Raw genomic sequence first — 22807 nt, 5'->3', positions numbered from 1 at the left:
GGGGAGAGGGGATAGGTCGCGCTCACCCCGCCTCCGTCATGGCCTTCGCCTTCGGGCTGAAGGTGCCGTCGGCGTTCTTTTCCATCGCAATCAGCTCGTCGTGCATCGCGCGCAGCGTCGAGCGGTGGCCGATCGAGACGATGCTGGTCTGCGGCAGCTCGCGCCGGATCACCTCGTAGATCTCGCCTTCCAGTTTCTCGTCGAGCGAGGCGGTCGCCTCGTCGAGGAAGAGCCAGTCCGGCTTGGCCAGCAGGGCGCGCGCCACCGCGAGGCGCTGCTGCTCGCCGCCCGAGAGGCGCTGGCCCCAGAGGTCGACCTCGTCGAGCCGGTCAGTGAGATGGCCGAGCTTGACCTTCTCCATCGCCGCGTGGATCTCCGCGTCACTGAAAGCGTCAGGCTCGGCCGGATAAGCGAGCGCGGCGCGCAAGGAGCCCTGCGGCAGGTAGGGCCGCTGCGGCAGCACCAGCATGCTCTGCCCTTCCGGTGTCGCGACCTTGCCCTCGCCGAAGGGCCAGATGCCGGCGAGCGCGCGGAACAATGTCGACTTGCCGGAGCCTGACGGGCCAACGACGAGCGTTGACTGCCCGGCCGGCAGCGTGAGGCCGGAGGCCTGCACGATCGGTTGGCCGTTCGGCAGATTCAGCTTGAGCGTCTCGATCGTGGCGTCCTTGACCGGCTTTTCGACGATGTCGATCGCCGCTCCCTCGCCGCCGACGGCTTGGGCTTCAGCCTTGGCGATGGCTCCTTCGAAGGTGGTCAGGCGGTTGATCGAGGCAAGATAGGAGGCGATCGACTGGTAGCTGTTGATGAAAAAGGACATCGCCGTCTCGACCCGGCCGAAGGCCGAGGCAACCTGCGTCAGCACGCCGAAGGCGATCTGGCCAGCGAAGTAGTACGGCGCCAGCAGCACGTAAGGGATGACGACGTTGGCCTGATTATAGGACAGCGTGAAGGTGGTCAGCTTCAGCTTGCGCCAGAGCAGGTTATAGAAATTGTCGACGATGCCGCCGAAGGTCTCGCCGAGATGGCGACGCTCGGCGCCCTCGCCGCGCATCAGCGCGATCTGCTCGGAGTATTCGCGCAGGCGAGCGAGTGCGAAGCGGAAATTCGCCTCGCGCCGCTCCTGCTCGAATTCCAGCGCGATCAGCGGTTTGCCGATCAGATGGGTGACCCAGGTCGCGATCGCCGCATAGACCAGCGTCGCCCAGAAGATGAAGCCGGGGATGACGATGTCGGTGCCGGGCACCGTGATGGCCACAGGAATCGACCACAGCACGATCGAGAACGAAACCAGCGTCGAGACCTGGGTGATCAGCGTCAGCGAAAAGCTGTAGGTCTGGTTCAGGAAGGAGCGGGTGTCTTCCGAGATGCGCTGGTCGGGATTGTCGGCGGTGCCGGCGAGCGAGATACGGTAATGATTGCCGTTGCCCAGCCAGCGCCTGTTGTACTCGGCTGCCATCCATTCGCGCCAGCGGATCAGCAGCACCGATTGCGCGACAGTCTCGATCAGATAGCTGATGACCGAGATCGCCGCCCAGACGCAAAAGACGTTGACGAGTTGCTCCCAGAAGACCGGCGCATTCTTCTCCTGCAGGGCGTTGTTGAAATCGCGGTAGAAGAAGTTGATGCGCAGCGAGATGCCGACCTGCGCCTGGTTGAGCACGATCAGGAAGACGACCAGCGCGACGGCGAAGGTGCCGAGCCGCATGCGGTAGCGGCCGAGCGGTCCGAGATTGGCGATCTGCGGCTCGGAAGATTCGAAATAAGGCGAGGCGATGCGGGCGATACGTTGCACCACCGGCACGAAGGAAACCAGATAGATCAGAATGCCGAAGACGGCGACTGTCGTGCCGAGGCTGGTCGGCGGGGCAGCCGCCTGCCAGGCGGTAGGCCAGAGCCCGAGCTGGGCAAGCAGCGCGCCTGCACCAAAGATCACATACTCTGTGCCGAAGATGCCGGAAAAGATCTTCAGGAAAAATGGGATCGTGGTGGAACGGAAAGTCGCGAAGGCGAGGAGGACGCCGACCACGCCGAGCCCGATGATCCCGGCGCTGCCACTCTGCTGGCCGACCACGAGCGCGATCACGGCGAGCGCGGCGATGGCAAAACTCAACAGGCGCATGGCGTCGTCCTTGTCGGGGAATCAGCGCGGGAGCCGCGCTGCTTAGGAGAGAGCGTTGTAGATCAGCCCTGCGCACAAAAAAGGCCCGGCTCAAGGCCGGGCCGCGCTTTTTCAGCGTTTTGTGATCTGTCTTCAGTCCTTGTCGACCGAATAGGCACCGGCGCCAGCTGTGAACAGCATGAGGAAGCCGCCGGCGACGGCGAGGTTCTTCATGAACAGCAATTGCTGCATCGGCTGTGCCCAGTTCAGGTGGAACAGCACCGAAGCGGCGATGGTGAAGGCGAACAGGGCCAGCGCGGCGAGGCGGGTCTTGTAGCCGACGACGATCATCAGGCCGCCGATCAGTTCGACGGCGATCACCAGCGGCAGCAGAATCCCGGGGACGCCCGCGGAGCCCATATAGGCTTGCGTCCCGGCATAGCCGTTGATCTTGGACCAGCCGCCGAGCACGAACATCAGGGCGAGCAGGATGCGGCCGACGAGCTTGGCGGCGTCGGCCAGGGCAGGGTTGTTCATGAAGTGACCCCCGAAAGCATTGGCGCGGCAGGATGCCGCACCCGTCGCGATCTAGGGCCTACAACGAAAGTCGATGCAAGCAGGTGGCCGATCATGCCTGTGTAAAGTGCGAGATTGCCGCCGGAAGCGTAGGCGTCATTCCGGACAAGCTGCGAAGCAGCGCAGCTCCGGAATCCATCGAAGGACGCCGAGCTCTACGATGGATTCCGGCGCTCCGCTTCGCTGCGGCCGGAATGACGTGGAGGAGAGGTTGAAGACAAAAAAGAAGGCCCGGCTTGCGCCGGACCTTCCGTTCTTGTCGAGGTTGAAGGCTGGATCAGAAGTCCATGCCGCCCATGCCGCCGCCGCCCATCGGGGGCATCGGGGCGTCCTTCTTCGGCGCCTCAGCGATCATCGCCTCGGTGGTGATCAGCAGGCCGGCGATCGAAGCCGCGTCCTGGATCGCCGTCCGCACGACCTTGGTCGGGTCGATGATGCCGGCCTTGACCAGATCGCCGTACTCGCCGGTCTGGGCGTTGTAGCCGTAGGCGTAGTCCTTCGACTCCAGCAGCTTGCCGACCACGACCGCGCCGTCATCGCCGGCGTTGTCGACGATCTGCTTGGCCGGGGCCGTGATCGCCTTGCGGACGATCTCGACGCCGGTCTTCTGGTCGTCGTTCTGGGTCTTGATCGCCTTGACGGTCGACAGGGCGCGCAGGAGGGCGACGCCGCCGCCCGGCAGGATGCCCTCTTCGACGGCCGCGCGGGTCGCGTTCAGGGCGTCGTCGACGCGGTCCTTCTTCTCCTTGACCTCGACCTCGGTCGCGCCGCCGACGCGGATGACCGCGACGCCGCCGGCGAGCTTGGCCAGGCGCTCCTGGAGCTTCTCACGGTCGTAGTCCGAGGTGGTCTCCTCGATCTGCGCCTTGATCTGCGAGACGCGGCCTTCGATGTCCTTCTTCTTGCCGGCGCCGTCGATGATCGTGGTGTTCTCCTTCTCGATGCGCACCTTCTTGGCGCGGCCGAGCATCTGGAGGGTCACGGTCTCGAGCTTGATGCCGAGGTCTTCCGAGATCATCTGGCCGGCGGTCAGGATCGAGATGTCCTCGAGCATGGCCTTGCGGCGGTCACCGAAGCCCGGAGCCTTGACGGCCGCGACCTTGAGGCCGCCGCGGAGCTTGTTGACGACGAGCGTGGCGAGAGCCTCGCCCTCGACGTCTTCGGCGATGATCAGCAGCGGCTTGCCGGTCTGGACCACGGCCTCGAGGATCGGCAGCATCGCCTGGAGCGACGACAGCTTCTTCTCGAAGATGAGGATGTAGGGATCCTCGAGCTCGGCGACCATCTTCTCGGCATTGGTGATGAAGTAGGGCGAGAGATAGCCGCGGTCGAACTGCATGCCCTCGACGACGTCGAGCTCGGTCTCGGCGGTCTTGGCCTCCTCGACGGTGATGACACCCTCGTTGCCGACCTTCTGCATCGCGGTCGCGATCATCTTGCCGACCGACTCGTCGCCGTTCGCCGAGATGGTGCCGACCTGCGCGACTTCCGCGTTCGAGGTGACCTTCTTGGAGTTCTTCTTGAGGTCAGCGACGATGGCGTCGACAGCGAGGTCGATGCCGCGCTTCAGGTCCATCGGGTTCATGCCGGCCGCAACCGACTTCAGGCCTTCGCGCATGATCGCAGCGGCGAGAACCGTCGCGGTCGTGGTGCCGTCACCGGCAGCGTCGTTCTGCTTCGAGGCGACTTCGCGCACCATCTGGGCGCCCATGTTCTCGAACTTGTCGGAAAGCTCGATCTCCTTGGCGACGGTGACGCCGTCCTTGGTGATGCGGGGCGCGCCGAACGACTTCTCGATCACGACGTTGCGGCCCTTGGGACCGAGCGTGACCTTGACGGCGTTGTTCAGGATTTCGACGCCGCGCAGCATCTTGTCGCGGGCATCGGTGGAAAAGCGGACTTCTTTGGCAGCCATGAGACTACTCCTGATTGAGGGCTTGAAGGAACGTCAGGCTGTTCAGCCGATGACGCCCATGATGTCGGATTCCTTCATGATCAGGAGATCCTGGCCGTCGATCTTGACTTCGGTGCCGCTCCACTTGCCGAAGAGGACGCGATCGCCCTTCTTGACATCGAGGGCAACCAGCTTGCCGGCTTCGTCGCGGGCGCCGGGGCCGACGGAGACGATCTCGCCTTCCTGGGGCTTTTCCTTGGCGGTATCGGGGATGATGATGCCACCCTTGGTCTTCTCTTCGCCATCAAGGCGACGGACCACAACGCGGTCATGCAGCGGACGGAACTTCATGGTTCTGTCTTCCTCTCGGTCGTATTCTGGACGGGCTCGAGTTTGGCCCGTGAAAGGGGTCTGTTAGCAGTCTCACCAAGTGAGTGCTAACGGACGTCGCGGAGATAGGCCTGAGGCCCGCAGGAGTCAAGGAAACCGCCGCGCAAAAGGTGAACGCGGCCAGTAGCCGCCCAACTGCCTGCTGCGGCGGCACGTTAAACCGGTTATCGTGGCGAGATGACGACGCCAGCGCACGATCTTCACCTCGACGACATCGCCCGATCCTGCGTCGTGCTGCATGTGCGCATGACCGCGCGGGCCGTGACCCGCGCCTATGACGAGGCGATGCGGCCGAGCGGGCTGAAGATCACCCAGTTCGTGCTGCTCTCGGCGCTCTCGACCGGCGCCTGGCGGTCGGTCACCGAACTCGCCGACCGCTTCGCGCTGGAGCGGACCTCGCTGACGCGCAACCTGCAGCTGCTCGCCGCCGAGAAGCTGATCGAGCCGGTCGACTGCAAGGGCCGGGCGCTGACCTATGCGGTCACGGAGAAGGGCCGCGCCGCGATCGAGGCGGCGATCCCCTATTGGCGCGCGGCGCAGGACAGGATCGAGGGTGGCCTCGGCCAGAAGCGCTGGAGCGAGACGCGCGACAGCCTGAAAGCGATCAGGCGGGCGGCCCGGCAGGCCGGCTGAGCCCGTCATTGCGAGGAGCGAAGCGACGAAGCAATCCAGGAGGACGTGGAGCGCTGCCGCCCTGGATTGCTTCGCTGTGCTCGCAATGACGGGTGGCGCGCTTGACCTCGATCCAACTCCATCTCTATCGTGCATCTACACGATAGAGATGGAGTTGGACATGCCCCGTGAGATCGGTGTCGTCAGCCGCGATGTTCTGCTCGCGGAGGACGGCGCGTCCTTCCTGCGCGGGATGATCGAGGGGCGCCATCCCGGCCCGCCCTTCGCCGATGCGATGGATTTCGACATCGCCGAGGTCGAGGAGGGCAGAGTGGTGTTCGTCGGCAAGCCGTCGCCGCGCTTCTTCAACCCGCTGGGCACGATCCATGGCGGCTGGACGGCAACCATCCTCGATTCCGCCATGGCCTGCGCCGTGCATTCGACGCTGCGGGTCGGCGAGGGCTACACCACGCTGGAGATGAAGCTGAACTATGTTCGCCCGGTCATGCCCGGCAACGGCCCGGTACGCTGCGAGGGCAGGCTGATCCATCGCGGCGGCTCGGTCGCGACGAGCGAGGGCAAGCTCGTCGACGCGCAGGGCAAATTGCTGGCGCACGGGACCGAGACCTGCATGATCTTCGGCGCGAAGCGCTGAGCGCCGCTCAGGCTCTACGATAGTCGCTCGGGTTCGCGCCCATCACGCGCTTGAAGCGTCGGTTGAAGGTCGAGAGGTCGCCGAAGCCGCAGTCGAAGGCGATGCCGGCGACCGGCAGGTCCGTCCGGCGCAGCAGCAGCGCCGCCCGATGCAGACGGGTGCGCAGCACATATTGATGCGGCGTCATTCCGATCATCAGGCGAAACGTGCGTAGGAAATGGTAGGGGCTCATCGCCGCCTGCCGGGCCAGTGCGTCGAGTGAGAGCGCCTCTTCGCAATGCGCCTCGATATGGCGCAGGGCCCGCGTAATCCGGCGCTGGTCGCGGGTGTTCGGCGTATCGGCTCCAGGTTCTGTCCCAGACAATACGCTCGCCACGGTGCCGGCGAGGCGCATCGCGATCTCCTCAAGCCTTTCGGGATCGTTCGCAACGGCTTCCGCTTCGGCCAGGAGGCTGGCGAGCGCAGGCAGCGGCGGGAGATGTGCCTGCCCGAAATCGCTGCGCCGGGCACCGGGCACGGCCGCGACGATGCCTTCGAGATAGGCCGGTTCGAACTGGAAGGCGAGGCAGCGGTCGCCGGCCGCATGCTCATGGCCGCATTCGAAGCAGGCGCCGCGATTGCCGAGCAGCAGCGAGCCCGGCGCCAGCACGGCGCTGCCCTGCGTCGAGCGATACCGGAACGAGCCGCTGCGGACGATGGCGATGCAGTGATGCGGGTGCTCTTCCTCGAAGGCACGGTCGTTCGGGCCAGCGGTGCAGACGATGTCGCTGACACGCCAGCCCGGGCCAGAGGCAAGTAGATGAGCGGTCGCGGTCATGCTGGCGAGTTTAGCAGTTTTTCCCAAGCAAGGCCCGAGACCCGGGTCTAGACTAGGCATCAATCTGATCAAGACGGAGCTCGATCATGACAGCAGCGCCATCGACGCTGGCCGATGCCCTCATCGCCGCCGGGCCGGCGCCCGAATATGCGGAAAAGCTCGCCCTCTACGGTCAATTCGTCGGTGCCTGGACCATGGCGGCGGTGATCCACACCGACGATGGCCAGCGTCACGAGGCCAAGGGCGAAATCCGCTTCGGCTGGGTGCTTGGCGGGCGCGCCGTGCAGGATGTCTGGAGCCTGCCCGGCTTCTTCCACGGCACGACGCTGCGCATCTACGACCCCGGTCAGGACGCCTGGCACATCCGCTGGAGCGACCCGGTCATGCAATACTACACCGATCAGATCGGCCGCGCCGAGGGCGACACCATCGTGCAGCACGGCAGGCTCGAGGACGGCACCGCGATCCGCTGGCGCTTCACCGAGATCACGCCGGACTCGTTCCATTGGATCGGAGACCGCTCGCGCGACGGCGGAGCGAACTGGCAGATTGAAGCCGATTTCCGCGCGAAACGCATCAAAGCCTGACGATCAGGAGGACTACCATGTTCGATCACGTCTCAATCGGCGTTCACGAGCTTGCCCGCACGAAACGCTTCTACGACGGAGCACTCGGTGCGCTCGGCTATGACTGCCTCAGTGCGGACGAAAGCTCGCTCGGCTATGGCAAGGGCAGTGTCGGGCTCTGGATCGGTGCGGTCTCGGCGCCGGTGCCGCCGGACCGCGAGTCGAATCTGCATTTCTGTTTCGTCGCGCCGACGCGCCAGAGCGTCGATGCCTTCCATGCCGCTGCGCTGGCGGCCGGTGGCACGGACAACGGCAAGCCGGGTCTGCGCGAATCCTACGGGCCCGACTACTATGCCGCCTTCGTCGTCGATCCCGACGGCTACCGGCTGGAGGCCTATTGCGGCAAGCCGGCCTGAGGCGATCGCAATAGGCTAGAGCGTGCTGAGTTCACACGGAACCACCGTCGTCATCCTGGGCGAGCGCAGCTCGGCCCGGGATCCATCGGAGAGTTCCGGAGCCTTACGATGGATCCCGGAGCTGCGCGGCTTCGCCGCTTGTCCAGGATGACGGCGGGACTCCGAGTAAAATTAATGCTCGGGCGGCAGATCGTGCGCCGCCCATTCGTTGCGCGGGATCGCCTCGCCGACGCGGAACTGGAAGCCGGCGACCTTGCCACTCGCCGCCATCTCGCAGCGGAACCGCAAGCCGTACCATTGCTTGCGGCTGCGGAAGGCGGCCCCCTCCGCTTCCAGGGCAGCCTTTGTCAGCTTCGTGCTGGACATGGCGTAGGCGACGACGCGGTCCGGCTCGAATTCGGCCTTCCAGGCGTGGATCTGGCTCATCGCCTCGAGATTGCAGAGCTGCTCGATGCGCTCGGCAGCCTCGAGCGTCTTCAGCGCCTCGCGCGCGCCGCGGCTGCGCGGATTGGCCAGCACGCTCTCGGAATGCAGCGTGTGGGCGGTGATCATCGTCTGCGGCTCGGCCGGTGGTGGAACGAGCGGGAGGGCCGGCTGGTCGGGACGTGGGGCAGACGGATCTGGTTGCGGGATCGGTGCGATTTCGGCCGCTGGCGGAGGGGTAGCCGTCTGAGCGGCGGCGGGCGGCGGTGGTGAAACCGACGTCAGCGCCTCCGGCCCGACCAGCTCGACCTCGATGCTCGCCTCGCTCATCGGAACGAAGCCGCTGAAGGCTCGGACAGCGAGCAGCGCGCCAAGCAAGGCAAGATGCAGGCAGAGCGCGACGGCGAGACCGGGTTCGCGAAGGACGCGAACAGCGGGGCCGGGGCGCTGCATGCCCTGATCAATCGCCGTTGGTGCGGAACGAGGGCATGAGTGGCGGGCGCTTCCCTTGAGGCGTTCCGTGCAGAAGTCCGACCAAGCAGGCGATTTTGCGGCGGGGTCAGCGTCGGCTGACGGCGAAGGCCCCGGCGACGATCAGCACCGCGCCTGCAAAGGTGGTCCAGAGTGGCGCTTCACCGAAGGCGAACCAGCCGAGCAGGCTCGCCCAAACCAGCGCCGTGTACTCGATCGGTGCCAGCCGCGAAGCTGGCGCACGCGCGAAAGCCGAGGTCAGCGAAAGATGCCCGGCGACGCCGAGCGCACCGGCGCCGAGATAGGCGAGCAGATCGCCGCCGCTCATTGGCATGAAGACGAAATAGGCCGGCCAGGCCAGGCACAGTGCCGGCCCGGCATTCTGGAACAGCACGATGATCGCCGGGTGCTCCTTCACCGCGATGCGACGCAGCAGGATCAGGTTGAAGGCATAGGAGACAGCGGAAAACAGCGCGGCAGCGACGCCGAGCTCGGCGCCGGTGACACCGCCCTGCAAGCGCGGCCAGACCATCACCAGCATGCCGGCGAGGCCGAAGCCGAGCGCCTGCAGGATGCGTCCGTCGAGCCGTTCCTTCAGGATCAGGGCGCCGAGCAGGGCGACGAAGACCGGCGCGAGGAAGGACAGCGTCAACGCCTCGGCGAGCGGCAGGACGGAGACCGAATAGAAGAAGCTGCCGGCGGTCAGGATCACCACCGGCACGCGCAACGAATTGCCGACCAGGCTGGCGCGTGTCGGAAAGGCGGGGCGCATGAAGGCGAGCACCACGAGCGCGCACAGGCCGCCCATGGCAAAGCGCATGAACAGCGCCAGCAGGAACGGGTGCTGCTGCATCTGCGCTTTGATGACCGCGTCCATCGCGGTGAGTAGCGCGATGCCGAGGACCGCTCGCAGCGCCGTGGTGAGGCTCATGGCGCGTTGGCGGTGAGCGGCTTGCGGAAATGGTATTCCCAGGTAGCGGAGATGTCGGCGAGATAGCGCTCGCCCGGCCAGCGCACGAAGCCGAGCTTCTCGTAGAAGCGGTGGCCGCGGGCGAATTTGCTATCCGACCACAGCATCATCTCGCCATAGCCGGCGGCCTCCGCGAAGGCGAGCGTCTGCGCAAACAGCGCTTGCGCCAGGCCGCTGCCGCGCTGGCTCGGGGCGGCATAGACCTTGAACAGCTCGACCGCGTTCTGGTCGGGCACCGGTACGACCGCGATCGAGCCGGCGATACGGCCATCGGGCCCATCAGCGATCCAGAGCCTGCCGCCCTTCTCAGCATAGTGGCTGGCCGGGCGGCGCAACTCCGGGAATTCCGACCAGTCGAAGAAACAGTGCGGGTATTCGGCGAAGGTCGCGGCGATCAACGCGGCGAGCGGTTCCGAATCGGCGTCGGTGGCATCGCGGAGGACGGGCAGGGCGGTCATGATCGATCGCTTAGGGCCAATGCAGTCCGCTGCAAAGATGGCTCGCTCGCGCTCCTGCCATGCCGCTATCGCAGCAATGCCAGCGCGGCGTCGGCCGTCAGCTTGAGTGCGGCCACGGCGAGCAGCAGGTAGCAGGCGAAGAACAGCCGCTTCTGGTCGAGCCGCTCATGCAGCCAGCGGCCGATCCAGACGCCGATCGGCGCGGCTGGCAGCAGCGCGAGCGCCGCCCAGAGCGCCTGCGGCTGCTTTAAGCCCAGCGCCAGATAGGGCGGCAGCTTCAGGAGGTTGCCGAGCATGAAGAAGGCGATTGTCGTGCCGACGAAGGCGGTCTTGGAGAGCCCACGCGCCAGCAAATACATGGCGACGGGCGGTCCGCCTGCATGGGCAACGAATGTGGTGAAGCCCGAAGCGGTTCCGGCCAGCAGTGCCAATGGCGGCGAGACCGGCAGTTGGCCGGGGGGCGCGACACGCCCGCGCAGGAACCAATGCGCGGTGAAGACGAGGGTGATGAGCCCGATGGTCAGTGTCACCACGCGCGCGTCGACGATGAGGAAGACCGCATAGCCGATGGCGATGCCGGTGATCAGGCCGGGAATGAGCCAGGCGAGATCCGGCTTCGACCAGGTCGAGGCGCCGAAGCTGCCGATGGCGAAAAGGTCCATCGCCGCGACCAGCAGCGCCACCATGATCGCGGCCTGCAAGGGATCGACCACCAGCGCCAGCAGCGGTATGCCGAGGATGGCGAGCCCGCCGCCGAAGGCGCCCTTGCCGATGCCCATGAGCAGGGTCGTGGCCCAGCCGACGAGATAGAACAGCGGATCGCCCGGCATCGGCTCAGCCTAGAGCAATTGCGGGATGAGCGGCCCGGCAAGCTTCTGCTTGGACATCTGCGGTTTTGCAGTTAGGCGGAATCAGCGCAGTCATGCATCGCCGGTGCCGAGCTGGCCTGCCCCTTCGCGATGGCGTCATGACCGTTCTCCTGCCCTTCGTGATCAATGCCGGGCTGAACTTCGCCCTCGGGTTGCTCATCGCCTATTTCCTCGGCCCCGCCGAATTCGGCCGCTATGCCATCGGCGCGGCGATCATCGTCGTGCTCAACACCGCGCTACTCGACTGGATCAGGCTGTCGACCGTCCGATTCTACTCGCAGAAGAGCCGTGAGGAACAGCCGCAGATCAGGGCGACCCTCGATGTGCTGAGCGCAGGCATGACCATCGCGCTTACCGGGCTGCTCGTCGCGGCTATCGTCGCCGGCGTCGATTTCGGCCTGCCGGCCATGCTGGTCGCGGCGTCGGTGCTGGGCGGCATCTGCGCCGGCCTGTTCGACTATCACGGCGCCATCGCCCGGGCCCGCTTCCTCGATGCGGCCTATGCCCGCCTGGTCATCGTCAAGAATGTGCTGGCGCTGCTCCTGATGGTCGGCGGCGCCTGGTGGACGCGCGACCCGACGATCGTGATGTTCGGCGGCGTTATCAGCGTGATGGCGGCCTTGTTGGCGGTGCGCCGGTCGCTTGCCGACGCGCCGCTCGTCTGGTCGGCGGCACGGCGCGATCTCGCGCTCGATTTCGCGCGTTACGCATTGCCCCTCGTCGGCGCGAATGCGATCTATTCGCTGATCCCGCTGCTCAACCGCTCGCTGCTCGCCGATGCCTATGGCTTTGCCGAGGCCGGCTATTTCTCGCTCGCCGCCGATATGGGTCTGCGCCTGTTCGGCACGCTCGCCGCGACGCTCGAGATCGTCATGCTGCGCGAGGTGCTTCGGCTCGACGAGGCGAAGGGCCGCCGCGCGGCGCAAAAGCGCATCGCCGACAATCTCGTGATCGTGACGATGGTGGCGCTGCCGGTAGCGGCCGGGCTCTTCCTCGTGCTGCCGGCTTTCGAGAAGCTGCTCGTGCCGGCGGCTTTCCACGGCCGCTTCGCCGCCTACATGCTGCTGCTGCTGCCCGGTTTCTTCGCGCTCACCATTTTCGTCGGCGGGCTCTATCCGGTCTTCCTGCTCGGCAAGCGCACCGGCATGGTGACCCTGGCCGCTTGCACGGGGCTGGCCGCCAATCTCGCGCTCGTCTTCGGTGCCGGCGCCGCCGGGCCGGAGCGGTTCGCGCTCGGCCAGACGGTGAGCTTCCTGATCGTTCTCCTCATCACCGGCTGGGTCGCCCTGCGGTCCTTGCCGGTGCTGCCGAAATTGCGCGATATCGGCCTCATCATCACTGCGGTCGCAGTCATGGTGGCGGCGGTCTGGCCGCTCTCCGGGCGGTTTCCGCCCTTGCCGGAGTTGCTGCTGCAGGGCGCGCTCGGCGTCGTCATCTATGCCGGGCTGATGCTGGCCTTCGACGTGGCGCGCTGCCGGACATTGCTGCGACTATGGCTCGCTCTGCGCAAGCGCGCGGCGTGAACGCGGCGTTTACCGCGTTTGCTCGCGGATCGCTAAGGTTAATCGGCGGAATTCGAGCGATTAAGCTGGTTTCCGGCCGATCAGAGTCAACGATTCACCGTTCATTTCAACGCATCGCCTCACGCTTCTCGCCTGTTGTGTCGAGAGAGTTGCGTCATGCGTCCGCTCTATGTCGTTCCCCTCGTCGTCCTTGGCGGCGCCTTGCAGCTGTCGGGTCGGGCCAGCGCCCAGACCTATTGGCGACCGGCCGATCCGATGGTCACAAGCTCCACGGCCCGCGGTCAGTATGGCGGTGGCTTCATCGAGATGCTGATGACCGGCCAGGACCCCAGCTATGGCCGTGGCGGCGCCGTCTACAACCGGCCGCAGCGCGGCGCCTATGGTCAGCAGCCAGCGATGCGTCGCCTCTCCGATTATGAAGCACCGGTTCCGATCCAGGGCGACCCGATGGAGCCGCGCCGCGAGCGTCGCTCCGCTGCGCTCGGTGAGCCGATGCCAGTCGAGCGGCCGATCGCCCGCACCCTCGATCCGCGCTTCCAGAAGCAGGAGGTCGCCTATGATGGCCCGCACAAGCCGGGCACCATCATCATCGACACACCGCGCCGCTTCCTCTTCCTGGTCCAGCCCGGCGGCCGCGCCCTGCGCTACGGCATCGGCGTTGGCCGTCCCGGCTTTGAATGGGCCGGCATGAAGGCTGTGACGCGCAAGGCCGAATGGCCGAGCTGGACGCCGCCGGCCGAGATGCTGAAGCGCCGGCCCGATTTGCCGCGCTTCATGGCCGGCGGCCCCGAGAATCCGATGGGCGCGCGCGCCATGTATCTCGGCTCGACCCTCTATCGCATCCACGGCACCAATGAGCCGAACACGATCGGCCAGGCCGTCTCCTCCGGCTGCATCCGCATGAACAACGAGGATGTGGTCGACCTCTACGAGCGCGTGCGCGTCGGCGCCAAGGTCCTTGTGATCTGAGACCGGCGGCACGCCGCTAACGGAAAAGGCCCGCCTGTCGCCAGGCGGGCCTCGTCGTTTCAAGGGGCTGTCAGGCCTCAGGCCCAATCGTCGTCGCCACCGCCCGAGCCGTCGTCGTAGGCGGCATCGTCGTAGCTGGCGTCCTGATAGGTCGGCTCCTGATAGGCCTGCTGTGGCTCCGCCGCGGGCTGCTGGTCGGCGGCCGTCTGGGTATCCTTGGCCGCGTCGCTGCTCTGCGAGGCGTCCTTGTTTTCGGCAGTGCTTGCCTCAGCCGGCTTGGCCTCGCTCGCTGCGCTCTTGTTGCCGCCACCGAGCGCATTCATCAGCATGTTGCCGGCGACCATGCCGCCGGCGACGCCGGCCGCCGTCGTCAGCGCGCTCGCCATGAAGCCGCCGCCGCGTGCCGGAGCCTGCTGCGCAGCCTGGTTCTGCCAGGGACCGGGCGCTGCGCCCATGCCTTGCTGCGGGGCCATGCCCTGCTGCGGTGCTCCAGCCTGGCCGCCCCAGGGCGGCGAGGCCGGTTGCGGCTGGCCACGCTGTGGGAAGGAGGGCACCGAGCCAGAGCGGGCCGGCTGGCTCGCACCGCCGCCGAAGATGCCCGACAGGAAGCCACCGGATTGCTGGGCCGGGGCCGGCGCGGGCAGCTGGTTGCGCAATTGCTCGACCTCAGCCTGCAACTGCTCGATCTGGCCCTGCAGGCTGGTGAGCGCCTGCTCCTGGATGTAGACCGATTGCGCCATCGCATAGACGGCATAGGGCTGCTCGCGGAGGCGGTCCGCGATGAAACGTTCAGCCTCGGGGTCGCGGGGCTGGTTGGCCGCCTGACGCAGGCGGTCGAAAATCCCGGCGATCACGTCGCGTTCCTGCGGCGTCATCGTCATCTCCTCTCAATGTTGGACAGGGCGGTCGCCCCGTCGCCCCGAAAGGTGGTGACGGCTTATGACGCTATCAAGGCGCTAGAGCATCGGACCGAAAAGTGGAATCCGATTTTCGGACAAATCCGATGCTTCGACAAAGAGATAGATCGTCATCTTGCGTCCGATAGGATGCGCGGCGATCTACTGACTGGAATCTAACGCTTGGTGCCCACGCCTGACGGCAGCGATGATTTTGTCGGGGTCAGCGGTCCAGGAGAAGGGCTTGGGATCGGCGTTGGTCTCGGCCAGGAAGCGATTGATGGCGGCCTGGAGGTCGACGATCGAGCGGAAGACGCCGCGCTTCAGCCGTCGTCGGGTGAGCTTGGCGAAGAAGCCCTCGACCGCATTGAACCCGGCTTCGAATGCATCGAGGGCGGACATTCCGGCCTCAGCGCCGTTGCTTAAGGTTGAATCTTGCTTGTATTACTGTTTATTGCAAGAAGCAGCAGCAGGATGAAATTCATAGTCGGAAAGCTTGTATATATTGCGAAATATATTAGCCAAAATCCGAATGTATCTGAAAACACTATTGTTTTAGATAATCTTATTTGTGGGTCGAATAGTACAATCCCGAATTTAAAAATCAACACGCTTGCACCGAGAAAGAAAAAAGTTATCCAGAATCTTTTTAGATTCAATATTATTCTTTTTAAAAAAATAACTGTGGCTAGAAAATTCAATGACGTTAAAAGTAATATTGGTGTAAAGAACATCGTTATATTACTTTCAACAGAATTTTTTCGAGAAAATTCTACTCTTTCTATGATTGTTAAATACTCAAGGCAGAAACCGAAATTACCCTTCTGACATACTGTATCTGTGATATAGTACGGAAGCGGAACTGCAATGTTTGAAACAATGAGTACCGCTGGGACGATCATGCTTGCGAACATAAAGGTCCCGCAAGCATTAACAATGGTCTGTCCGGCTTTATGAGTATCCAAGGCCTAAACCTCCAGGAGCGTCGCCTCGACCGGCGGGTCGGTCAGCCTCAGAGCCACCACGCGCTCCGCCACCGCGGGTCCGAGCGGCTTGACCCGGGAGGGCCGGGTCAGACGGCGTGATGGTGATCGAAACCCCGGTGTGCATGCACCAGACTCGCATACGCGCCGACCGAGGGGAATCCCAAGCAGGACTCTTCCGTCAGGCAGAGACCATTAGCCAAATCCGACACCGGCGGCACGACAGCAGGCGCCTCAGGCGTTGCCGACGTTGACGTAAGTAAAGCCGCGCTCGTGCATCTCGCCGGAGCGGTAGATGTTGCGCAGGTCGACCACGACGGGGTGTCGCATTGCCGCCTTGACGCGGTCGAGGTCGAGCGCGCGGAAGGCGTTCCACTCGGTCACGATCACCAGCGCGTCGGCCCCGTCGAGACAGGAATAGGCGTCGGGCGCGTAGGTGATTTCCGGCATCAGCGCCTTGGCACTCGCCATCGCCTCGGGATCGTAGGCGACGATCTCGGCGCCGGCGTCGAGCAGTGCCGTCACGATCGACAGCGAGGGCGCCTCGCGCATGTCGTCGGTATTGGGCTTGAAGGCGAGGCCGAGCACGGCGATGCGCTTGGCCCTGACCGAGCCGCCACAGGCCGCGATCACCTTGCGCGCCATCGCCCGTTTGCGCTGGTCGTTGACCGCCACCACCGTCTCGACCAGGCGCAGCGGGCTCTCCATGTCCTGCGCCGTCTTGATCAGAGCGAGCGTGTCCTTCGGGAAGCAGGAACCGCCATAGCCCGGCCCGGCATGCAGGAACTTGCCGCCGATGCGGTTGTCGAGGCCGATGCCGCGCGCCACCTCCTGGACATTGGCACCGACCCGCTCGCACAGGTCGGCGATCTCGTTGATGAAGGTGATCTTGGTCGCAAGGAACGCGTTGCCGGCGTATTTGATCAACTCCGACGTCCGCCGCGCGGTGAACAGCAGCGGCGCGGCATTGAGATAGAGCGGCCGGTAGATATCTTCCATCACCTTGCGGGCGCGGTCGTCCTCGGTTCCGATCACGATGCGGTCGGGCCGTTTGAAGTCCGCGATCGCGGCGCCCTCGCGCAGGAATTCCGGGTTGGAGACGACGGCGAAGTCTGCGTCCGGCCGGGTCTCGCGCATGATCCGCTCGACCTCGTCGCCGGTGCCGACCGGCACGGTCGACTTGGTGACGACGACGGTGAAGCCCTCGATCGCCGCGACGACGTCGCGCGCCGCTTGGTGCACATAGGAGAGGTCGGCGTGGCCGTCGCCGCGGCGCGAGGGCGTGCCGACCGCGATGAAAACGGCGTCGGCCGCTGCGACCGGTCCGGCGAGCTCGGTGGTGAAGGAGAGTCGTCCGGCGCGGACATTGCTGGCGACGAGGTCGTCGAGGCCGGGTTCGAAGATCGGGATCTCGCCGCGCTTCAGGGCCGCGATCTTGCCGGCATCGGTATCGACGCAGGTCACCTCATGGCCGAAATCGGCGAAGCAGGCTCCGGAGACCAGGCCGACATAGCCTGAACCGATCATTGTCACGCGCATCTGGCGTTCTCACCATCTGGCCGGCGGCCTGCCGGCCCGCAGGGCGTATCGCAAAACTGCGCTGAGGCAAATCGCTGCCGCGCGCATCGGCGTTCCGCGCGATATGGGGATCGTGGGTAACGCCGGCGTGACGACATGGCCGAAGGCAGCTGCAAGAGCTGCCTTCGGGGTAGGCCGGGTGGGACGGGACTAGAGCACGCGCCGATCAGGTTGCTACGCAATCTGATCGGATAACGCGTTCTCTTTCAATAATTTAGAGACGGATTGACCGATCAGGTTGATTCAACCTGATCGGATCCGGCTCTAGACCTCAGATGTCGTCCGGCGGCAGCGGCGCCTCGGTCTCGTCGAGCTCCGGCTCGGCGATCGGGTTGCGGTTCAGCACGACGACGGTGGTGCCGATCGGAACGCGGCTGTGAAGGTCGATGATGTCCTGGTTGAACAGGCGGATGCAGCCTGAAGACACGGCCTTGCCGATCGACCAGGGCTCGCTCGTGCCGTGGATGCGGTAGAGCGTATCGCGATTGCCCTGGTAGAGGTAGAGGGCGCGCGCGCCGAGCGGGTTCTCGACCCCGCCGGCCATGCCGCCGGCCCAGCGCGCATTCCGCTCCGGCTCGCGGGCGACCATGGCGGCGGTCGGCGTCCAGCGCGGCCATTCGGCCTTGCGGGCGACGGTGGCGCGGCCGCGCCAGGACATGCCCTGCTTGCCGACGCCGATGCCGTAGCGGATGGCGCGGCCGTTCTCGCGGACCAGATAAAGGAAGCGGGCCGAGGTATCGACCACGATCGTGCCGGGCGCCTCAGGGGTCCGGTAATTGACCTCCTGGCGCAGGAAGCGCGTGTCGACCTCGTCGATGTCGGTCGCCGGCAGCGGGTGTCTTTCGTCCGGCCGCTCGTCGTACATCGACAGGAAGGCGGCGTTATGATGGGTCGGCGTGCGCGCCTCGAAGGGCTGCTGCGGGCCGTTGACGCAGCCGGCCAGGCCGACGGGGACGAAGGCCGAGGCCATCGTCAGGAAGCGGCGGCGGGAACAGGTCGTGGAGGCGTCAGGCAGGGGGGAGGACATTACTGGGCTCTTCATGGGGCGGCTGGCAGCGAAAACATGCGAATTGCCGACAAGTTCCAATGAGTTCTCGTCGGCTGACCCCTGTCACTTCACGGCTGGGCATGGCGCCGGGGTGAAAAGCATGTGGCAGAATTATGGCTGACGCACAGCGTGGCCCGAATGCCACAGTCGGTATGCCGCTCTGGAATGACAGACGGCTTGCCATCTGTGCGTGCGCCTCGTCGCTATTATGGCGTCAAAATAGGTATATCGCCCTGCTGTTAGTCAGGATTTGAGTACAGAACGCCAATTTTAAAGGGCTCTTAACTGTTCCCGGCAAAGCTTTTTAAGCCTTATCGGCTTCGGTGCCTGCTCATGCCGAAAGTTTGAGCGCCGGTCACGTCTTCGACTGGGCGGGAACACGAGTAAAAATATGAAATCGATCCGCTTCAAGGTTTTGGCGATGCTTGCGATCGTCGCCGCCGGCGCGATCCTCTCGGCCGCCCTGAGTCTTTATGCTCTTTCGCGCTCCAGCGATCTCAATGCACGCTCCGACATCCAGGGCGAGATCGCGCTGGTGACGGAACGGATCAATACGCAGGTCTTCGCCGTGGTGATGGATTCCCGCGGCATCTACATGTCGAAGGATGCCAAGGAGGCGGAAGCCTTTGCCAAGCCGAAGGAGGCGCGCTTCCCCGGGATTCGCAAGCTCGCCGCCGATCTGGTCGCTCTGGTGCCGGCGGCAGAACGCGAGACCGCGCTCAAGCTGCAGAAATCGGTCGAGGAGTTCATTGCTTTCCGCAGCGAAACCATTCGGCTCGGTCGCGAGGTCTCGACCGCCGCCGCCAACCAGCAAGGCAATAACGACCTGAACCGGGCCAATCGCAAGGCGCTGAACGACCAGCTGGTCGCCTTCGGCAAGCGCAATGAGGAGGTGGGCAGCAGGCTCGCCGCCGAGGCGGCCGATTTCACGCGCCAGATCCAGTGGATCCTGCCTTCGGTACTGCTCTCGACGCTGATTGCCTCGATTGCCGCGGCAGTGCTGTTCGCGCAACGCTCGATCACCCGTCCGCTGCTCGATCTCGGTGCCAGCATGGGTCGCCTCACCGCTGGAGAGACTGACATCGCGGTCCCGCACACCAAGCGGCAGGACGAGATCGGCGATATGGCGCGTGCGGTCGCTGTGCTGCGCCAGAGCACCGAGCAGGTCGCGCTGCTGCAGGAGCAGGAGCGGGCCGCTTCGGCGGCGCGAATCCGCTCGGCCGATGCGATGGCGTCTGTTGTCTCGGATGTCGGAGAGGTTGTCGCGGCTGCGGCGGCAGGCGATTTTTCGGCGAGGCTTCAGATCGAAGATGCCGACGAGCAGATGCAGAAGTTGGTTGCCGGCATCAACGAGATCAACTCTGTGGTCGACTCGGCCACGACCGAGTTCGTCGATGTATTGCGCGCGCTGGCGGCGGGGGACCTCACGCGGCAGGTACCGACGGCCTACCATGGCCGCTTCGCGGAACTGAAGGACGCGGTCAACGAGACGATCGAGCGGCTCGCCACGACGGTTCGAACGATCCAATCGACGGCGTCGGAGGTCGGCATGGCGGCGCGCGAGATCAACACCGGCGCTGACGATCTGTCGAAGCGCACCGAGGAGCAGGCCTCCTCGCTGGAGGAGACCGCCGCGACGACGGAGGAGCTGGCCGCTTCGGTGAAGGCCTCGGCGCAAGGCGCGCGCCAGGCGGCGGCGATCGCCGAGGAGGCGATGAAGGCGGCGCAGGATGGCGGCGCCATCGCCGGCGAGGCGGTCGCGGCCATGGCCCGGATCGAGGAAGCCTCGAAGAAGATCTCCGACATCATCCGGGTGATCGACGACATCGCCTTCCAGACCAACCTCCTCGCCCTCAACGCCGCGGTCGAGGCCGCCCGCGCCGGCGATGCCGGCAAGGGCTTCGCCGTGGTGGCGAGCGAGGTCCGCACCCTGGCGCAGCGCTCGAGCGAGGCGGCCAAGGACATTTCCGGGTTGATCTCGTCCTCGAACAGCGAGGTCGAGACCGGGGTCAAGCTGGTCCGCCGGGCCGGCGACTCGCTGGAGAAGATCCTGTCGGCCTCGCAGAAGGTCACCGGCACGATCCAGGAGATCTCGGCGGCCTCTGCCGAGCAGGCGCATGGCATCGACGAGATGAGCCAGGCGGTCGCCCATCTCGACGAGATGACGCAGGCGAATGCGGCGCTGGCCGAACAGAGCGCCGCCTCGGCCGGGGCGCTGTCGGGCCGGATCGGCGAGCTCAACACGCTGGTTGCGAGCTTTCGGACGGACACCGGCACAGCCTTGGCCGCGCCGGTCGCGGCAGCCTTGCCGAGCGTGCACTCGGCCGTCGTTGCTCCGATGCGACGCCCGCCGGCGCGTGTCACAGCCTCGCAGCGCCAGCCCGCGCCTGCCAGCGACGCTGGCGGCCATGGCTCCGAGCCGGAGCGGCTGCGCCAGCTTGCCGAAGCCGCCTTCGCCCAGAGCAAGGTCGCCGCACCACGCCGCGAGCGCCCAGCGCCTGCTCCGACCCGCAAGGCCGCCAACGGCCGCGCTGGAGACGATGGCTGGGAGGAGTTCTAGGAACCGCTAGGCCGAACGTCGGCTGGGTGCTTCGGCAGACAACATCGTCCTCGCCATCTGATCGTAAAGCTCGGTCCAGGCTGCTCTTGTCTGCACGGTGAAGCCGGCCCCCAGCGACGTCTCCAGCGTCCAGAGCAGGGCGCTGCGGACGGCCTCGTAATGCTCCGGCCGGACGCCGTAGTTGCGATGGCGCTCGCCCAGTCGCGCGAGCAGGACATTGAGCCCGCCGGGATCGTTCAGCATTGCGAGCGCGACCGTCAGCGTTTCCATCAGCTTGGCCGCTTGGGTCTCGATATCGGTCTTGAAGAGCTGTCTTGTGCTGGGTGTGGTGGTGAACAGCCGCTCATAGAACAGGCACGCCGTCTCGATCTTGCGCCGATGCAGCTGCGCGAAGCTCGACCGGACCAACGCGATATCCTGCGGCGTCACGACCTTCCTCCCGTCAGCATTGCAGCATGAGGGATCGTCTCGGAGATTCTCCGCCAATTCACCTGGAAGTGCAACGCAGAGTTAGCAGACTCTTGCAAATAAGAAGCCGTTAAATCTAGGAGGCTTGCGTGCTGACTATCTTGGTCAGACCGAGCCGCTCGCGGGCGAACCAGCGCGCCAGCATCAGCACCGCGACGATCGCAAGGCCGGTCGCAAGCCCGATCCAGATGCCGACGCCGGCGAGGGGCGTGAGGAAGCCGAGGGCGGCCGAGAGCGGCAGGCCGATCCCCCAATAGCCGAGGCCGGCGAACAGCATCGGCACGCGCGTATCGCGCAGGCCGCGCAGGATCGAGACGCCGACCACCTGCACGCCGTCGACGATCTGGAAGATCGCCGCATAGAACAGGAACAGCATGGCGAGCTGCGCCACTTCGGCCGCGCGCGGCTTGCTGGCGTCGAGGAACGGCACGACCAGCCAATGCGGGATCACAAGCATCAGCAGGGCGGTGAAGCACATGAAGGCGGTGGCGAGCGCGAGCGCCGTCGCGCCGGCCCGGGCGATGCCCTCGCTGTCGCCGGCGCCGAAGGCGCGCCCGACCCTGACTGTCCCGGCCTGGCCGATGCCCATCGGCACCATGAAGCACAGCGAGGCGATCTGGATCGCGATCGCATGGGCGGCGAGCGAGGTCGGGCCGATCAGTCCCATCAGGAAGGCGGCGCCATTGAAGATCCAGACCTCGAAGCCGACCGTGGTGCCGATCGGCAGGCCCATCCGCCAGAAGGCGCGGTAGCGGCTCCAGTCCGGCCGCCAGAAGCGGCCGAACAGATGGTAGCGGCGGAAGCGCCGGTCGAGCGAGACCACCATGGCGAGGCCGGCGAACATCAAGGTCGAGGCCAGCGCTGTCGCGATTCCCGAGCCGGGCAGGCCGAGAGCCGGGACACCGAGCCGCCCGAACATCAGCACCCAGTTGGCGAAGGCGTTGAAGGCGACCGCGAAGAGCACGGTCACGAAGACCCAGAACGGCCGCTGCAGCGCCGCCAGGAAGCCGCGCAGGACGAGATAGCAATAGAAGGGCAGGAGCCCCCATTGCAGCGTATGCAGATAGGAGGCTGCGGCTGCGGCCAACGCCGGATCCTGGCCCATCGCCGTGAGGATCGTCTCGGCCTGCCAGAGGCAGAGCCACATCGGCCCGGCCATGGTCGCCGCCACCCAGAAGCCCTGGCGCACGGTGCGGCGTACATCACGAACCGAATGCCGGTTCCGTCCGAGCTCGATCGCGACCATCGGTGCGACCGCTGCCATAACGCCGATGCCGAAGATCAGGAAGGCCATGTAGAGATTGGAGGCGAGTGCGCCGGCGGCTAGCGCCTCCGGGCCGAGATGGCCCATCATCACGACGTCAGTCGCGGTCATCGCCGTCTGCGCGACATTGGTCAGCACCATCGGCCAGCTCAGCGCCAGCATGGCCTTGACCTCGGTGAGCCAGGGGCTCGCCGACCGATAGGGAAGGGCGATCTGCGACATCGCTGCCTTTTATCTGGGCAGACTGCTCCTTCACAGTCCTTGTCGCGCCGGGGCGAGCCGCGCCCTGCGCGGGGCGCG

Annotated in this window: 21 protein-coding genes and 1 pseudogene; 7 read left to right on the top strand and 15 right to left on the bottom strand. The window is 65.5% G+C overall.

Translation table 11 applies throughout. The annotated features are described in order from the left end of the window. Window positions 1–22: 22 nt before the first annotated feature. The 4 genes from ACSQ24_RS18240 to groES all read right to left on the bottom strand — a co-directional run bounded on the left by ACSQ24_RS18240 (window position 23) and on the right by groES (window position 4922). Complete coding sequence (locus tag ACSQ24_RS18240; protein ID WP_436096041.1) at window positions 23–2122, bottom strand: ABC transporter ATP-binding protein/permease; 2100 nt, start codon at window positions 2120–2122, stop codon at window positions 23–25. Between the two features lie 132 nt (window positions 2123–2254). Next, window positions 2255–2638, bottom strand: a complete 384-nt coding sequence (locus tag ACSQ24_RS18235) for a DoxX family protein (RefSeq protein ID WP_436096040.1) — start codon at window positions 2636–2638, stop codon at window positions 2255–2257. A 316-nt stretch (window positions 2639–2954) separates the two neighbouring features. Further along, on the bottom strand, window positions 2955–4592 hold the full coding sequence (gene groL, locus ACSQ24_RS18230) for a chaperonin GroEL (protein ID WP_436096039.1): 1638 nt from the start codon (window positions 4590–4592) through the stop codon (window positions 2955–2957). 42 nt (window positions 4593–4634) lie between these two features. Then, the gene (gene groES, locus ACSQ24_RS18225; protein WP_129158371.1) at window positions 4635–4922 is read right to left on the bottom strand and encodes a co-chaperone GroES; all 288 of its coding nucleotides are present in this window, start codon (window positions 4920–4922) and stop codon (window positions 4635–4637) included. Between the two features lie 216 nt (window positions 4923–5138). Here groES and ACSQ24_RS18220 point away from each other — a divergent pair, with 216 nt between their 5' ends. Both ACSQ24_RS18220 and ACSQ24_RS18215 read left to right on the top strand, forming a co-directional pair. Further along, window positions 5139–5594, top strand: coding sequence for a MarR family winged helix-turn-helix transcriptional regulator (locus tag ACSQ24_RS18220; RefSeq protein ID WP_436096038.1), 456 nt, complete (start codon window positions 5139–5141; stop codon window positions 5592–5594). A gap of 160 nt (window positions 5595–5754) precedes the next feature. Beyond that, entirely contained in the window at window positions 5755–6228 is a 474-nt protein-coding gene (locus ACSQ24_RS18215) for a PaaI family thioesterase (RefSeq protein ID WP_436096037.1), read from the top strand. Window positions 6229–6235: 7 nt separating this feature from the next. On the opposite strand, the gene ACSQ24_RS18210 is transcribed toward ACSQ24_RS18215, so the two are convergent. Continuing rightward, window positions 6236–7045, bottom strand: coding sequence for a helix-turn-helix domain-containing protein (locus tag ACSQ24_RS18210; RefSeq protein WP_436096036.1), 810 nt, complete (start codon window positions 7043–7045; stop codon window positions 6236–6238). A gap of 86 nt (window positions 7046–7131) precedes the next feature. Between ACSQ24_RS18210 and ACSQ24_RS18205 the strand changes: the two genes are divergently transcribed. Further along, complete coding sequence (locus ACSQ24_RS18205; RefSeq protein ID WP_436096035.1) at window positions 7132–7632, top strand: hypothetical protein; 501 nt, start codon at window positions 7132–7134, stop codon at window positions 7630–7632. Between the two features lie 17 nt (window positions 7633–7649). Then, the gene (locus ACSQ24_RS18200; protein ID WP_436096034.1) at window positions 7650–8027 is read left to right on the top strand and encodes a VOC family protein; all 378 of its coding nucleotides are present in this window, start codon (window positions 7650–7652) and stop codon (window positions 8025–8027) included. 171 nt (window positions 8028–8198) lie between these two features. On the opposite strand, the gene ACSQ24_RS18195 is transcribed toward ACSQ24_RS18200, so the two are convergent. The 4 genes from ACSQ24_RS18195 to ACSQ24_RS18180 all read right to left on the bottom strand — a co-directional run bounded on the left by ACSQ24_RS18195 (window position 8199) and on the right by ACSQ24_RS18180 (window position 11179). Continuing rightward, window positions 8199–8903, bottom strand: coding sequence for a DUF930 domain-containing protein (locus ACSQ24_RS18195; protein WP_436096033.1), 705 nt, complete (start codon window positions 8901–8903; stop codon window positions 8199–8201). A gap of 106 nt (window positions 8904–9009) precedes the next feature. Beyond that, window positions 9010–9852, bottom strand: coding sequence for a DMT family transporter (locus ACSQ24_RS18190; protein WP_436096032.1), 843 nt, complete (start codon window positions 9850–9852; stop codon window positions 9010–9012). Then, entirely contained in the window at window positions 9849–10349 is a 501-nt protein-coding gene (locus ACSQ24_RS18185) for an N-acetyltransferase family protein (protein WP_436096031.1), read from the bottom strand. Before ACSQ24_RS18185 ends, ACSQ24_RS18190 begins: the two co-directional genes overlap by 4 nt. Before the next feature lie 65 nt (window positions 10350–10414). Then, window positions 10415–11179, bottom strand: coding sequence for a sulfite exporter TauE/SafE family protein (locus ACSQ24_RS18180; RefSeq protein WP_436096030.1), 765 nt, complete (start codon window positions 11177–11179; stop codon window positions 10415–10417). Between the two features lie 137 nt (window positions 11180–11316). On the opposite strand from ACSQ24_RS18180, the gene ACSQ24_RS18175 reads away from it, so the two are divergent. After that, complete coding sequence (locus ACSQ24_RS18175) at window positions 11317–12741, top strand: lipopolysaccharide biosynthesis protein (RefSeq protein WP_436096029.1); 1425 nt, start codon at window positions 11317–11319, stop codon at window positions 12739–12741. 156 nt (window positions 12742–12897) lie between these two features. Beyond that, on the top strand, window positions 12898–13710 hold the full coding sequence (locus tag ACSQ24_RS18170) for a L,D-transpeptidase (protein WP_436096028.1): 813 nt from the start codon (window positions 12898–12900) through the stop codon (window positions 13708–13710). A 77-nt stretch (window positions 13711–13787) separates the two neighbouring features. Here ACSQ24_RS18170 and ACSQ24_RS18165 read toward each other — a convergent pair whose 3' ends face one another. The 4 genes and pseudogenes from ACSQ24_RS18165 to ACSQ24_RS18150 form a co-directional block, all read right to left on the bottom strand. Continuing rightward, window positions 13788–14585 (bottom strand): DUF2076 domain-containing protein, encoded by a 798-nt coding sequence (locus tag ACSQ24_RS18165; RefSeq protein WP_436096027.1) that lies wholly within the window; start codon window positions 14583–14585, stop codon window positions 13788–13790. Between the two features lie 183 nt (window positions 14586–14768). Then, window positions 14769–14975: pseudogene (locus ACSQ24_RS18160) on the bottom strand (IS630 family transposase); the annotation flags it as partial. 848 nt (window positions 14976–15823) lie between these two features. Further along, the gene (locus ACSQ24_RS18155) at window positions 15824–17128 is read right to left on the bottom strand and encodes a UDP-glucose dehydrogenase family protein (protein ID WP_436096026.1); all 1305 of its coding nucleotides are present in this window, start codon (window positions 17126–17128) and stop codon (window positions 15824–15826) included. 310 nt (window positions 17129–17438) lie between these two features. Continuing rightward, the gene (locus tag ACSQ24_RS18150; RefSeq protein ID WP_436097922.1) at window positions 17439–18137 is read right to left on the bottom strand and encodes a L,D-transpeptidase; all 699 of its coding nucleotides are present in this window, start codon (window positions 18135–18137) and stop codon (window positions 17439–17441) included. Window positions 18138–18606: 469 nt separating this feature from the next. On the opposite strand from ACSQ24_RS18150, the gene ACSQ24_RS18145 reads away from it, so the two are divergent. After that, window positions 18607–20775, top strand: a complete 2169-nt coding sequence (locus tag ACSQ24_RS18145; protein WP_436096025.1) for a methyl-accepting chemotaxis protein — start codon at window positions 18607–18609, stop codon at window positions 20773–20775. A gap of 6 nt (window positions 20776–20781) precedes the next feature. Here the strand turns inward: ACSQ24_RS18145 and ACSQ24_RS18140 are convergent, their stop codons facing one another. Further along, the gene (locus ACSQ24_RS18140) at window positions 20782–21204 is read right to left on the bottom strand and encodes a globin domain-containing protein (RefSeq protein WP_436096024.1); all 423 of its coding nucleotides are present in this window, start codon (window positions 21202–21204) and stop codon (window positions 20782–20784) included. A gap of 115 nt (window positions 21205–21319) precedes the next feature. Then, complete coding sequence (locus ACSQ24_RS18135; protein WP_436096023.1) at window positions 21320–22729, bottom strand: MATE family efflux transporter; 1410 nt, start codon at window positions 22727–22729, stop codon at window positions 21320–21322. Window positions 22730–22807 lie beyond the last annotated feature (78 nt).

The organism is Allobosea sp. LjRoot237, assembly GCF_964253285.1.
Classification (GTDB): Bacteria; Pseudomonadota; Alphaproteobacteria; order Rhizobiales; family Beijerinckiaceae; genus Allobosea.
The sequence above is the reverse complement of the archived record's forward strand: the minus strand, read 5'-3'. Positions and strand labels throughout refer to the sequence as shown.

Coding starts and splice junctions, on each gene's coding strand:
- ACSQ24_RS18240 (WP_436096041.1), bottom strand. CDS start 2,122: ATGCGCCTGTTGAGTTTTGCCATCGCCGCGCTCGCCGTGATCGCGCTC.
- ACSQ24_RS18235 (WP_436096040.1), bottom strand. CDS start 2,638: ATGAACAACCCTGCCCTGGCCGACGCCGCCAAGCTCGTCGGCCGCATC.
- groL (WP_436096039.1), bottom strand. CDS start 4,592: ATGGCTGCCAAAGAAGTCCGCTTTTCCACCGATGCCCGCGACAAGATG.
- groES (WP_129158371.1), bottom strand. CDS start 4,922: ATGAAGTTCCGTCCGCTGCATGACCGCGTTGTGGTCCGTCGCCTTGAT.
- ACSQ24_RS18220 (WP_436096038.1), top strand. CDS start 5,139: ATGACGACGCCAGCGCACGATCTTCACCTCGACGACATCGCCCGATCC.
- ACSQ24_RS18215 (WP_436096037.1), top strand. CDS start 5,755: ATGCCCCGTGAGATCGGTGTCGTCAGCCGCGATGTTCTGCTCGCGGAG.
- ACSQ24_RS18210 (WP_436096036.1), bottom strand. CDS start 7,045: ATGACCGCGACCGCTCATCTACTTGCCTCTGGCCCGGGCTGGCGTGTC.
- ACSQ24_RS18205 (WP_436096035.1), top strand. CDS start 7,132: ATGACAGCAGCGCCATCGACGCTGGCCGATGCCCTCATCGCCGCCGGG.
- ACSQ24_RS18200 (WP_436096034.1), top strand. CDS start 7,650: ATGTTCGATCACGTCTCAATCGGCGTTCACGAGCTTGCCCGCACGAAA.
- ACSQ24_RS18195 (WP_436096033.1), bottom strand. CDS start 8,903: ATGCAGCGCCCCGGCCCCGCTGTTCGCGTCCTTCGCGAACCCGGTCTC.
- ACSQ24_RS18190 (WP_436096032.1), bottom strand. CDS start 9,852: ATGAGCCTCACCACGGCGCTGCGAGCGGTCCTCGGCATCGCGCTACTC.
- ACSQ24_RS18185 (WP_436096031.1), bottom strand. CDS start 10,349: ATGACCGCCCTGCCCGTCCTCCGCGATGCCACCGACGCCGATTCGGAA.
- ACSQ24_RS18180 (WP_436096030.1), bottom strand. CDS start 11,179: ATGCCGGGCGATCCGCTGTTCTATCTCGTCGGCTGGGCCACGACCCTG.
- ACSQ24_RS18175 (WP_436096029.1), top strand. CDS start 11,317: ATGACCGTTCTCCTGCCCTTCGTGATCAATGCCGGGCTGAACTTCGCC.
- ACSQ24_RS18170 (WP_436096028.1), top strand. CDS start 12,898: ATGCGTCCGCTCTATGTCGTTCCCCTCGTCGTCCTTGGCGGCGCCTTG.
- ACSQ24_RS18165 (WP_436096027.1), bottom strand. CDS start 14,585: ATGACGCCGCAGGAACGCGACGTGATCGCCGGGATTTTCGACCGCCTG.
- ACSQ24_RS18155 (WP_436096026.1), bottom strand. CDS start 17,128: ATGCGCGTGACAATGATCGGTTCAGGCTATGTCGGCCTGGTCTCCGGA.
- ACSQ24_RS18150 (WP_436097922.1), bottom strand. CDS start 18,137: ATGGCCTCGGCCTTCGTCCCCGTCGGCCTGGCCGGCTGCGTCAACGGC.
- ACSQ24_RS18145 (WP_436096025.1), top strand. CDS start 18,607: ATGAAATCGATCCGCTTCAAGGTTTTGGCGATGCTTGCGATCGTCGCC.
- ACSQ24_RS18135 (WP_436096023.1), bottom strand. CDS start 22,729: ATGTCGCAGATCGCCCTTCCCTATCGGTCGGCGAGCCCCTGGCTCACC.